Origin of the sequence: Paenibacillus urinalis (assembly GCF_028747985.1) — a bacterium.
Lineage (GTDB): Bacteria > Bacillota > Bacilli > Paenibacillales > Paenibacillaceae > Paenibacillus > Paenibacillus urinalis.
In genome coordinates this window covers 3,782,514-3,795,675 of record NZ_CP118108.1, presented here as the reverse complement: position 1 = coordinate 3,795,675, position 13,162 = coordinate 3,782,514, and the positions used below count along the sequence as shown (strand labels likewise).

The following is a 13,162-nucleotide window of genomic DNA, read 5'->3' as shown; positions in this document are numbered from 1 at the left end:
AACAGGACTGCTTACCCCGGATCAGCGTCCGGGGTTTTTTTACACACTAATATGGTATGAGACTGTACATTATTGGCTCTTCCATGGGAGGCTGTTGGCACATGAACAAATCACTCAAGAACCCTTGGGTATACTCCATGTTTATATTACCTGCCTTGATATTGTTTATATTGTTTTTTATTTATCCGATCTTGAATTCGATATACTACAGCTTTACCAGCTGGAATGGCGTATCTGAGAATCCGAAATTTATTGGGTTCGAAAATTATATAAAAGCATTTGGAGATGAGAGATTCTGGGAGTCGGCATTGAATAACGGATGGTTTATTCTTTTTTCGTGCGGTATTCAGGTTCCGCTGATTGTGCTCTTCTCTCTTCTCATTGCGAATGTGAAGCGGCTTAAAGGCCTTTACAAAACGGCGGTGTTCCTTCCCTCCATTATGTCTACAGCAGTTATAGGGATTCTGTGGGGCTTCATCTATGAACCGAATATCGGCTTGTTCAATCAGATATTGGGGTTGTTTGGCATCGAGCCGATCTACTGGCTGTCAGACGAGAAATACGCGATGTTCTCCATCCTGCTGACAAATGCCTGGCAATGGACTGGCTTCTACATCATCATGGTTCTCGCAGCGATTCTCGCCATTCCGCGTGATCTGGATGAAGCAGCTGAGATTGATGGAGCAAACCGGCTGCAAAGAGCATTATCCATAACACTGCCGCTCATCAAGCCTATCATTTCTGTTGTCATTATGCTGTCGATTGCAGGTGCAATGAAGGCAGCAGATATCGTCATTGTCATGACAAAAGGCGGTCCAGCCGGGTCCACAGACGTGCTAGCAACCTACATGATCAAATATGCGATCACGAATTTTAAATACGGCTATGGAAATACCATCGCTGTCCTTATCTTTGTATTTACACTCATTCTGACGGCTCTCTATCAAGTCATGATCGCCCGCCGAAGTGAAAGGATTGAATACTAATGATGCGAACCTTGAGTAAATCAATCCCCCATGTATTTCTGCTCAGCTACTTGCTTGTAATTCTATTTCCATTTCTATTTGTCATCTTCTCATCCGTCAAGAAGGATAACAATGCGATTGCGCTTAATCCGTTTGGCATCCCGCAAGAGTTTGCATTTGAAAATTATGTAGAAGCCTGGGTTAATGCCAAGATCGGAACGTACTTCTTTAACAGCTTATATATTTCAATCCTAGCCTCGGTGGTATCCATCTTGCTTGGCGCGATGTTTGCCTTTGCGGTAACAAGAATGAAGCATGGAAAATGGAACGCTGCCTTCTTCAGCCTGATCCTGGTCGGCATGCTCATTCCGAACAACTCCCTGATGCTGCCCATCTATCTGCTTGTCCGCAAGCTGGGTATCCTGGATACGCATCTCGCGCTCATCATTCCTTATATTGCAAATGCGCTTCCGTTTACGATTATTATACTGGCTGCTTTTATGCGTTCGCTCCCAAGTGAAATCGAGGAAGCTGCCGTTATGGACGGGTTGAGGGCACAGGGGATATTTGCTAGAATAGTGTTACCTCTAACCATTCCAGCGATCGTTACGGTATTTATCGTTAACTTTCTTGGCAACTGGAATGAATTTCTTCTAGCCAACTACTTTTTATCCACGGACACACTTCGTACCCTGCCTGTAGGAATGGTGCAGTTCAGAGATCAGTACCAGATGAACTACGCCCAGATGTCAGCGGGAATTGTCTACAGTGTCGTGCCGGTTATCATTATTTATTCCATTTTGCAAGAGCAGATCATTGAAGGTGTAACCGCAGGTAGCGTCAAAGGGTGACGAGACTTACGCTTATGCTCTTCGACCGGGGAGAAATGCGTTCTTGAACTTGCGTAGCAAACTTGTCGTGGCGTTTCTGGCATTGATCATCATCCCGATGTGTGTCATGGGCTTCGGAACCTTTCTCGTGACATCGAGTACAATTGAGAAAAAATACAGCGAGCAGGCTGAGTATGCGCTGAAGTCGATCAGCTACAGCATCGAAAGCGTGTTTCAGGAAATGAACAATGTAACAGACAATGGAATTGCTACGTCTGTGTTTCAGATGGCGCTTGAATCCGAGAAGCCCGTGAACCTTGGGGAGAGCGATCAGCTCTATCTGAATGCGAGTCAGCGGAATTTTCGCAGCATGCTCTATAATTATCCCGCAATCAGCTATGCATTTCTCTATAATTTGGAGTATTCCGCCAGGGAGAGGATTGTCTCTATTTTTACGAAGGAAGACTTCAAGGCACTGCCTTTCGGGGAGTTTACCAACCATCCGCTCTACAATCAAGTGAAAGAGTTAAATGGTGTGCCTCTGTGGATTGCTCCGCTGGAGCATCCGGAATTCACGGGCTATGAGCCTGTATTTACTCAAATCAGGCTTGTAAAAGAGCTGAGTTTTTTCCAGAACATTGGTGTTCTGGTCGTGCAGATCAAGAATTGGGAAATTGACCGGATCTTCCGTAATCTCAGCATGAGCGGGAATCAGGATACGGAATTCATGATGGTGAACCAAGACGGGCTCGTTGTATATGACCCTTCCGGTTTTTATATTGGACGATACATGTCGGAGCTGATGAGCGAGACCTTTGCAGGCGGGGACGGATATCGCAGCAGCAGGCTGAATTTCGATGGAACAGAGAGCATCCTGTCTCAATACCAGATGAAGGGATATCCATGGCAGCTTGTCTCTGTAACTGAATGGAACTCCTTGGCGAAAGAAACGAATCAGCTGGTCAGCTGGTATGTGATTATTATTATATGCTGTCTATTTGCCGCCCTTATGTTCAATGTCTTTTTTATGAATCGGATTACCGGAACGATTGCAGTCCTTGTACGCTTTATGCGCAGAGTTGAAGATGGGGATTTGAGTGCAAGGATTGAGGGCAAAGGCTACGACGAGCTCCAGCTGCTGGCACAAGGCATCAATGATCTTATGGACAAAATCAGCAGCTTGTTCCGCAGAGTCAAGGCCGAGCAGATGCAGAAGACAAGAGCCGAGCTCCGGGTGCTGCAGGCCCAGATCAAGCCGCACTTCTTGTTCAATACACTAGAGTCCATTAATGGACTTGCGCTTCGCGGGGAACGAAGGAAGGTCAGCGAGATGGTGAACAGGCTGGCTAGCATTTTACGTATCAGCATTCAGGATGTGGAAGAAATTCCGATCAAGGAGGAAGTGAAGCATCTCGAGAACTACTTGGCGATTCAACAATACAGGTTTGCTGAGCTGTTTGAATATGAGATTGATATTCCTGAGAAGCTTGAATCCTTTCCTATTCTTAAGCTTACCCTGCAGCCCCTTGTCGAGAATAGCATTCAGCATGGGTTTGAAGGAATTGATTACGTTGGATTCATCCGGGTAACAGCATGGGAAGATATGGGAAGAGTTGTGCTTGAAGTGCAGGATAATGGAATCGGGATGGCTAACACCGTCCTTGAACGGTTCGAATACATGGCGAAGACGACGGAAATGGAGGATGAACCGATATCACCGGCCATGTCTGAACGTCGTGGTCTTGGAGTGCGGAGTGTAGCCGACCGAATTCGCATTCAATATGGAGAACATTACGGTATATTTATCTGTTCTGCGAGTGGGGCAGGAACGACAATCCGGTGTGTGCTGCCCAAAAACGATTGGGGGGATTCGTCTTGGAATTGAGTGCGCTGCTAATTGATGATGAACAGCCTATACTTGATAACTTGAAGGAGTTTATTGATTGGGAATCGCTCGGAATCAAGGTGGCTGGAGCTGCCCGTACCGGAAATGAAGCGTTAGAGCTGAGTACCCATGTTCAGCCTGATCTCATATTATGTGATATTCGAATGCCTGTCATGGACGGACTAACATTCATTGAACAGTATCGGATAAGAGGCGGGAAAGCAGAGATTCTGCTGCTTACCGGCTACCAGGAGTTTGAATATGCGAGACTTGCATTGCAGCAAGGCGTTCGTGAATACATATGCAAGCCGATCGATTATTTTGAGCTGGAGTCAACCATTGGCGCACTTGCAGTCCGTATCCGCAATAAGAAGCAGCAGGAGCAGCAGGGCACGGTGCGAGAGCTGTATATGAGCAAGTGGATTCGTCGAAAATGGCTGCAGGAAGTATTGCTTGGTGAATCCCATAGTCCCAATCCATGTGAAGATGTGAAGTCAACCGCAGGTGGAAGTCGTTATACACTCATCTTGCTCGTTGCACAGGATTATTTCCTCAATTCCTTGTTATGGTCAGAAGAAGAGCGTAAGCATTGGCATGAGTTGGTTGGTGCAGTAATCGACGATCATTTGGCGGCTTCAACGCCAGCAGGAGAAGTAATCCAGACGCGGGATGGAGAATGGTGTATTGTTATTGAACATGATTCCTCCTTGTCTGAGTCTACTTCCCGTGTCCCTGATCCTGACTTACTCGAAGAGCTGGAACGTAGGTTTACAGATGCATCTGGCATGGCTGCAGAATTGTATGCTTCCGGCAAGAAGGTCTTTGATTACATGCTGGCCGAAGAATATAGAGATGCCCAGCGGGCGCTGATGATGTCTGAGCATTCAGGCACAAGGATTGCAAATATTGATGAGCAGGAGTCAGGCGAAGAGCTTGAATGGATGTCTCGTGTATGGTCGGATCGGTTGACCCTGGCGGTGAGGCAAAAAAATAAAAATGAGGTTACATCGGTGCTGAAGCAAATTTACAGCTTGATGTGCACCGACAAAGGGAGTAACAACGGCAAGGCCATCAAGTATTTCCATTACATTGTTGTTCTCATGCTCCGTGATATGCACGAAATGAAGCTGCTGAAGACAGAAGCAGAAGAACGGATCTGGAATGTGATGTTACAAACGCTTACACTCCGGGAATATTTTGAGCTGTCACTTACCTTGGCAGAAGCTTGTGCAAGCGAGCTGCCGAGGCGCACGGCAGGAGAGCTGGTGGCTACCGCAAGGGATTATATCGCGGCAAGGCTGGATAAAGATCTGGGTATTGAAGAGATGGCAGACCAGCTTGGGATCTGTTCAAGCTACTTCTGCCAGCTATTCAAGAGCCATTTTGGTGTCACTTTTGTTGAATATGTAACGAGAGAAAGGATGGAGTCTGCGAAAGCCATGCTCACCGGAACAGATCGGAGCATCGCTTCGATTGGAGCTGCCGTGGGGTATCGGGAACGGAGATATTTCTCAAAAGTATTTCATAAGTATTATGGAATGAAGCCTTCTGAATTTCGTGAGATGGCAGCCAAGACAAACTGAACTCTTCCAAATCATAAGTAAATGGCGACATAAGAGCAGCGTTTCCGACTTAGGGGATGTTGCTTTTTGTCATTTTTTAGAATGTGTAGAGCAACTTTTTCAGTATAACTGCGTCTAATAATGAGACATGCATCGTGATACAACTAAGTGATTAGAAGGAGTCGAGGAATGAATTTCAAGAAATTATCTATTCTCACCGTCTTTGCCGTTTCACAGGTACTGATGGCTTTTCCAGTGAGTGCACAATCAGACACAGCAGAAGTTCAGCAGGGACAAGCACTTGATCAACAAGCAGCAAGTGTGCAAGAAACCCTGTCCCAAGATGTTAAGAATGACGAGAGTACTTCACACACCAATAACGAAGTGAAGCAGGACACAGAAGCCGCAGAAGGATCCGTAAGCGGAGCTCAGGACATATCTGATGAAGCAGAGCTTCCAGATGATTCTCAAAGTGATGAATCCTCTGAGAAAGACCAGGCTTCACTTCCCGAAGAGGATTCTATAGAGTCGGATGCTGTAGAGCAGCAGCCGGTTTCACAGCAAACTGCTCAGGAGACAAGCTCGGTCAAGGCAAATACAGCAGCGAATACAGCTGTCAGCGCGAGCCAGCTGATCTTATTTTATAATAGCAGCAAGATGATTCAGGACGGTGTTACTTACTACGCTCCACAGCCGATGGTTGTGAAGAGCGGTGTTTCCTATGTGCCTATTCGCGCATTGGTTGATCGAGTCGGATACAAGGTATCATACAATTACAGCACCAAGGAAACGCTGATCATCCAGGGCAGCAACGAACTTCGCTTCAAAACGAACAGCAGCAGCTATACGGTTAACGGCGTTTCGAAGAGCATGAAGGGCGCTTCCTATCAGACGAACAATACATTTATGGTACCGCTGACATCCATTACCCAAGCACTTGGCATAACCTACAGTGTGGATAACATCAATAAACGGATTATTCTGAACCTGTCGAGTAAGCCGCTTGCTAAATTCAGCATTCAGCCGAGCAAGGTGTACGCAGGAGATCAGGTAACTTATGTAACAGCTCCTTATTCTCCGAAAGGTCTTGCGATCATTAATGAACGCTGGGAAGGCAGACAGGATGTATTTGAATCAGAAGGGAACTATACGGTCAGCTATTATGTTCAGGATTCAAGCGGTACATGGAGTGATGCCTATACCGTTACCATTAATGTAGAACGGCCGAATCAGCCGCCGATTCCGATGTTTACAACAGATAAAGAAGAATATAAGATGGGCGAGCTGATTACGTACAAGGACGAGAGTACAGATGACGAGTATATAGTAGATACACAGTGGGACAATAATGCAGCAGCGTTTTTCACACCTGGACCCAAGACGATTCGATTAACGGTTACTGATAATAAAGGGGCAAGCCGGACTTACGAAAAAACGATTATTATCACAAACGAAACGTTGTACACGCTCAATGAGTTTAATCGTCTCTTTACACCGGTTGGGGAGGAATTTGCCTTTGACGGTTCGATTGTCCCGACCTGGGATAAAGTGAGTTATACGTACACGGATCAACCAGGCACACTGATACGAAGCAATAGTCCTGAAACGGTAACCCGTGAAGGGATTCTATATCAGGATCGTGCCGTCGGCAACACGAGATTTTTGCTTCACCATCTCAATAACACCGGCAAAAAAGTGAAGATGTACGTGGTCGCAACGAACAACAACTCGGCTACAGCTACACTTCGCACAGAGAATCTAGGCTTCGCAGGTCCGACCAACATTGCACAGGCTGCAGGCAAAAAAGCGGTGCAAAGATATTTTGAAACGATGCAGGATGGTTCAAAGTGGTCGACTACTCAGCTGAAGCCGGGAGAGAGCAAGCTGATCCTTACCGATCTGAGCATGTCGAGTCTTGGCCAGAGTCAAATTATTTCACTGTATTCTGATGTTTACAGCAATTATCCAATTGACTACAAAGTCATTATGATTGATGAGAAGCTGGATCCGCTGTCTGCAGTGAAGAAGCTGCCGGTTCTTGATCGGGATGGTGTTCATAACCGCGGAACTTATGATAATCCAACTCGCATCATCAGATACAGCGAGACAATTGGCGAGAAGTCACAGCGGCTTGTGATTGGGGATAACAAGGATGACCCGAACGTGGCCGGCGTGGATCCGATGGTAGGGGTAACAGCCTCCAACTCGGGTAACTTCGGTGTCCTGTACAAGATCACACTGGACTCCGTAGCTCCTAATACACTGATCTCCTTTAATCCTCGCGGAGGAACCTATTCGGGCTATGCGATGGTGAATGGAATGCTCATACCTCTGGCGAAGAGTGGAGGAGTAAGTGCTCCGAATGAGCAGGTTGTATTATACCGAACAGGCAGCTATGAGCAAAAGGTCGAAATCTGGTTCACTGCTGCGCCGGCAAGCAGTCTTCCAATCAATCTGTTGTTTACGGCATTGCCGCAAATAGAGGAGTAAGAATTCATTCATACAAGAAAAGAGCTCTACATCAGAGTTCTTTTTTTGTTACGTTTGTGTCGAATACGAATCAATGTACTATACGTGTTCGTTGACGTGACTCTTGATTTCAGGCATTATAAGGGTATGACACAAATAGGTATGACAGGAGGGTTAAGAGTCATGCTGTCCACGGATCAAATTATTGAAGCTATGTCCGGTCAAGGACTTCGAATTACAGATCAGCGCAAGACGCTGGCAAGGCTTTTTGCCGAATCAGAAGGTTATTTGTCACCAAAAGACGTTTATGAATATATGGGCAAATCATACAGCGGACTAAGCTTTGATACGGTCTATCGCAACTTGAGAGTCATGCAGGAGCTCGGCGTACTGGAGCAGGTTATTTTTGAAGACGGGGTTAAATTCAAAGCTTCATGCAGCAGCGGTCATCACCATCATCATTTGATATGTCTGAACTGCCAGAAGACACTGCCGATCGAGTTTTGCCCGATGAATCTTACAGACACGCCGGATCAATTTCAAGTTGTTGAACACAAGTTTGAAATTTTTGGATATTGCAGAGAATGTCAGACTGAAGGCAAAGGCTATAAGAGTACGAAGAAGCCTGCTTCCAAAGGTCATTAATAATGAAGCCTGCTAGATTCATCGCGAAGGCTCCGGTTCAGTTCTATCGCAAATTCATCTCACCGCTGACGCCGCCCAGCTGTCGTTTTTATCCGACCTGTTCTGCTTATGCACTCGAAGCCATTGAGGTGCACGGTGCAGTGAAGGGATCACTCCTTGCGGCGAAACGGATAGCGAAGTGTCATCCTTTACACCCGGGGGGAGTGGACCTCGTCCCTCCCAAGAAGGGCAGTGAAGGAAATACGCCTTCATAGGCTGCGGAACCTTGACATTGATGCTGCCGTTTTGTATGATTTTTCTGAATAAGCTCAATATTATAGATGTACGCATATTTTTCCTATGAAGGGATAAGTACGATCATGCATGCTTTAGTACAGAGAGCCGGGGGAGCTGCAAGCCGGTCTGAAGCAGAGTTCGGAAAATGGTCCTGGAGGAACTGCTTTCGAGCCATATCCGTCCTAGTAGATGGAAGGTAAGGGAGCGGCGCATGCCAGCGTTAGCGGGCACAGTTAAGCAATGAGCTTGACTGGTATGAGCCTGATTTCTTACTTGAGTGTGAAGTGATCAGGGAATTTGGGTGGTACCACGTGAGTGTAACAGACTCTCGTCCCATATGGGATGAGGGTCTTTTTGTGTTGTTTTTACATGGTACCGCAATCCCTTGATTACATATTAATCATTAGGAGGCATACAAAAGTGACAGACAAAAAAACATTCTACATTACAACACCGATTTACTATCCAAGCGACAAGCTGCACATCGGTCATGCTTACACTACAGTAGCGGGAGATGCGATCTCAAGATATAAGCGCCTAAGAGGCTATGAGGTACGTTACCTGACAGGTACAGATGAGCATGGTCAAAAAATCGAGCAAAAAGCGAAGGCAGCAGGCAAAACACCGCAGGAATTTGTTGACCATATTGTCGCAGGAATTCAGGATTTGTGGAAAAAGCTTGATATCACAAACGATGATTTCATTCGGACGACAGAGCCGAGGCATACATCCGTCGTTCAGGACGTGTTTGAGCGACTGGTGCAGCAGGGCGACATTTATAAAGGGGAATACGAAGGCTGGTACAGTATACCTGATGAAACCTATTACACGGAAACACAGCTGGTGGATACCGAGAAGGATGCGAATGGCAAAATTATTGGCGGAAAAAGTCCGGACAGCGGTCATCCCGTCGAGCTCGTCAAAGAGGAAAGCTATTTCTTCAAAATGAGCAAATATGCAGACCGGCTGCTTCAATATTATGAGGAAAATCCGGATTTCATCCAGCCTAAATCCCGCAAGAACGAAATGATTAACAATTTCATCAAGCCGGGTCTTGAGGATCTGGCTGTATCCCGTACAAGCTATGAATGGGGAGTTAAAGTATCCAGTGATCCTAAGCATGTGGTCTACGTATGGATTGATGCACTGCTGAACTACATTACCGCTCTGGGATATGGCAGTGAGGATGCTTCCTTGTACGATAAATTCTGGCCGGCAGATGTTCATCTGATGAGTAAAGAAATCGTCCGCTTCCACACGATATATTGGCCGATTATGCTGATGGCGCTGGATCTTCCGCTGCCGAAGAAGGTATTTGCCCACGGATGGCTGCTGATGAAGGATGGCAAAATGTCCAAATCCAAAGGGAATGTCGTTGATCCCGTGACACTGATTGACCGCTACGGACTGGATTCCCTGCGTTACTACCTGCTGCGTGAGGTACCTTTTGGATCGGATGGTACGTTTACTCCGGAGAGCTTCGTAGAGCGTGTTAACTCGGATCTCGCGAATGACCTCGGCAATCTGCTAAACCGTACTGTGGCGATGGTGCACAAGTATTTTGACGGCAAAACGCCTGCATACCTATCCAGAGTAACTGAATTTGACAGCACGATTGAAGAGCTTGCGCTGAGTACTGTGGAGAAAGTGGAAGAGGCGATGGAGAATCTGGAATTCTCTGTAGCACTGACACTGATTGGTCAATTCATCAGCCGGTGCAACAAATATATTGATGAAACTCAGCCATGGGTGCTTGCTAAGGATGAGGCAAAACGCGAGGAGCTTGCTTCCGTTATGGCCCATCTGGTGGAGAGCTTGCGTGTAGCATCCATCTTGCTGCAGCCGTTCTTAACTCAGGCTCCGCGCAAAATTTGGGAGCAGCTTAACATTCAGGAGGGAGAGCTTACAAGCTGGGACAGCACCAAGCAGGCAGGATTGGTTCCAGCAGGAAATGAGCTTCGCAAGGGTGAGCCGATCTTCCCGAGACTTGATGTAGAGCAGGAGGTTGCCTATATTGCGGGTGCTATGTCAGGCGGAACCAAAGCAGAGCCAGCCAAAGCGGTAGAAGCCGCAGCAGAAGCAACGGAAGGACTGCCGGAGATCGGAATTGAGGACTTTGCCAAAGTAGAGCTGCGTGTTGCTCAGGTTACCGCGTGCGAGCCGGTGAAAAAGGCAGATAAGCTGCTGAAGCTGCAGCTTGATCTCGGTTATGAGCAGCGTCAAGTAGTATCGGGTATTGCGAAGTTCTATACGCCGGAAGAAATGGTAGGCAAGAAAGTCATTTGTGTGACGAATCTGAAGCCGGTGAAGCTGCGCGGCGAATTGTCTCAAGGGATGATTCTCGCTGCCTCTCATGGAGATCAATTGACTCTGGCTACGGTGCCTGAAAATATGCCGAACGGGGCAATCGTGAAGTAACCCCCTTTTTAATGAGTTATGAAATGGGTGCATCCTGCACATAATCTTAAAAAGAGGATTTTAAGCTTATACAATGAAGAGCGTTCCTTTTAGGGAACGCTCTTTTTTTCAGTAAATAGTATTGACAATCTTGGGAGGGATGCTATACTACTATTTGCTAGTAATCATTACGATTACGATTAAATAGATGCGGAGGTCATTATGAAATATAGTTTGACTGGAAAAAAAGTGCGGAATATGGCCGGGGGAGTATTACTTAGCGCTATCATGTTATTTACAGCCGCTTGTGGCAATGATTCAAACGGCAGCTCTCAAGGGCAGATTGAGGAAGATAAGTTCAACGTCGTTACGAGTTTTTATCCAATATATGAATTTGCTAAGACGATAGGCGGGGAAGATGCGAATGTAATCAATTTGCAGCCAGCAGGAGTAGATCCTCATAGCTGGACTCCACGCAGTCAGGATATCGTCAATACATCCAATGCAGGACTGTTTCTGTACAATGGTGCAGGACTTGAAGGATGGGTACCCAACTTCTTGAAGGGACTCGACAGCGATTCTAATGTGAAATCTGTAGAAGTAAGCGAAGGGATCGAGCTGATCGATTCAGAAGGTCATACCCATGATCATGCAGCAGAGGAAGCTGCTGATGAGCATGCCCATGAAGGCGAGGAGCACGCTCATGAAGAAGAGCATGCACATGAAGGTGAAGAATCTCATGAAGAGGAGCACGCTCATGAAGAAGAAGCTCCAGCTTCAGATGATGGTCATAATCATGGTTCCACCGATCCTCATACTTGGATAAGCCCCAAATCAGCTCTGATCATGGCAGAAAATATTAAGGACAGCCTAGTTGAAGCAGATCCTGAGCACCAAGCAGGTTATGAAGAACGCTATGAGGGTCTTAAACAGGAGCTAGAGGATCTGGATGCCAAATTTACAGAGGAGCTCGCAAAAGTACCCAATAAAGAGATTGTAGTATCTCATCAAGCATTTGGTTATCTTGCACGAGATTACGGACTGACTCAGCATTCGATCATGGGGTTATCTCCTGATGCAGAGCCAACGGGACAGGACATTGTGAAGCTAGCTAATCTCGTTGAAGAAGAAGGAATTAAATATATCTTTTTTGAAGAGCTGGTATCGGATAAGCTGGCCAAGACACTTGCTTCAGAAGCGGGTGTACAAACGATGGTACTCAATCCGGTTGAAGGATTGACTGAAGAGCAGCTGCAGAACGGAGAAACTTATTTTACTCAAATGGAGAAAAATTTACAAAATTTAATCACCGCTTTAAAATAAGCGAAGATAATGCTAGGATGATAATAGATTGAACTTGAAATAAAGGATGGAACGTCGATGCAACCAGCTACAGCACTATGCCATGATCCAGTCCTTGAGCTTAACAATCTATGTTTTTCTTACGGTGAACAACAGGTAATTAAGGATCTGAATCTTACCGTGAAAGAACGAGATTTCGTAGGAGTGATTGGTTCGAATGGAGCGGGAAAAACGACGCTGATGCGAATGCTTGTTGGACTGCTGCCCCAAGGATCCGGTGATATTCGGATGTTTGGTACACCGATCGCCAAATTTAAGGACTGGGAACGAATTGGATATGTACCGCAAAAAAATGCCTTTAATCCACTGTTTCCGGCTACAGTAAGAGAAGTCGTACAGTCTGGGCTGTACAACAACAAAAACATATTCCGCAGATTGAGTCAGAAGCATAAGCAGCAATGCGATGATGCGCTTGAAGTCATGCGGATTCAGGATTTGGCTGATAAGAGAATTGGCCAATTGTCTGGCGGTCAACAGCAGCGTACTTTTTTGGCCCGGGCGCTCATTAACCGTCCAGATTTGCTCATTCTTGATGAACCTACAGTAGGTATTGATGCGGAGACGCAGGCAAGCTTCTTCGAGCTGATCACGCATATGCATCAGCATCATCATATGACCTTCTTAATGGTATCGCATGATATCGATATGATTGAAGGTTATCTCGGAAGTGAGCCGGATCAGCAGAACGGCAAGATCAAGTTCTATGTTCGCCATTCACATGATCTGGAGAACTGTGCTCAGACTGATTTACAGCATACATTGTTATAAGGG

The 13,162-nt window shown here is 46.2% G+C and carries 10 protein-coding genes; all 10 read left to right on the top strand.

Going from position 1 to position 13,162, the window contains the following annotated elements; genetic code table 11:
• Positions 1-101: 101 nt before the first annotated feature.
• Positions 102-986: a carbohydrate ABC transporter permease gene (locus PUW25_RS17550; protein WP_047911023.1), complete on the top strand. Its 885-nt coding sequence runs from the start codon at positions 102-104 to the stop codon at positions 984-986.
• A gap of 2 nt (positions 987-988) precedes the next feature.
• The gene (locus tag PUW25_RS17545; RefSeq protein WP_047911242.1) at positions 989-1,816 is read left to right on the top strand and encodes a carbohydrate ABC transporter permease; all 828 of its coding nucleotides are present in this window, start codon (positions 989-991) and stop codon (positions 1,814-1,816) included.
• 43 nt (positions 1,817-1,859) lie between these two features.
• Entirely contained in the window at positions 1,860-3,680 is a 1,821-nt protein-coding gene (locus tag PUW25_RS17540; protein WP_047911024.1) for a cache domain-containing sensor histidine kinase, read from the top strand.
• Positions 3,671-5,263 carry a response regulator transcription factor gene (locus PUW25_RS17535; protein ID WP_047911025.1) on the top strand — a complete coding sequence of 531 codons (1,593 nt, stop codon included), beginning with the start codon at positions 3,671-3,673 and terminating at the stop codon, positions 5,261-5,263. Before PUW25_RS17540 ends, PUW25_RS17535 begins: the two co-directional genes overlap by 10 nt.
• A 168-nt stretch (positions 5,264-5,431) precedes the next feature.
• The gene (locus PUW25_RS17530) at positions 5,432-7,732 is read left to right on the top strand and encodes a copper amine oxidase N-terminal domain-containing protein (RefSeq protein ID WP_047911026.1); all 2,301 of its coding nucleotides are present in this window, start codon (positions 5,432-5,434) and stop codon (positions 7,730-7,732) included.
• Positions 7,733-7,894: 162 nt separating this feature from the next.
• The gene (locus PUW25_RS17525; RefSeq protein ID WP_047911027.1) at positions 7,895-8,356 is read left to right on the top strand and encodes a Fur family transcriptional regulator; all 462 of its coding nucleotides are present in this window, start codon (positions 7,895-7,897) and stop codon (positions 8,354-8,356) included.
• A gap of 2 nt (positions 8,357-8,358) precedes the next feature.
• The gene (gene yidD, locus PUW25_RS17520) at positions 8,359-8,610 is read left to right on the top strand and encodes a membrane protein insertion efficiency factor YidD (protein ID WP_081872308.1); all 252 of its coding nucleotides are present in this window, start codon (positions 8,359-8,361) and stop codon (positions 8,608-8,610) included.
• A gap of 442 nt (positions 8,611-9,052) precedes the next feature.
• A complete protein-coding gene (metG, locus tag PUW25_RS17515; protein ID WP_047911028.1) occupies positions 9,053-11,050 on the top strand; it encodes a methionine--tRNA ligase in 1,998 nt (665 codons plus the stop codon).
• Between the two features lie 201 nt (positions 11,051-11,251).
• Positions 11,252-12,352, top strand: a complete 1,101-nt coding sequence (locus tag PUW25_RS17510; RefSeq protein WP_081872309.1) for a metal ABC transporter substrate-binding protein — start codon at positions 11,252-11,254, stop codon at positions 12,350-12,352.
• A gap of 57 nt (positions 12,353-12,409) precedes the next feature.
• On the top strand, positions 12,410-13,159 hold the full coding sequence (locus PUW25_RS17505) for a metal ABC transporter ATP-binding protein (protein ID WP_047911029.1): 750 nt from the start codon (positions 12,410-12,412) through the stop codon (positions 13,157-13,159).
• Positions 13,160-13,162: the final 3 nt, after the last annotated feature.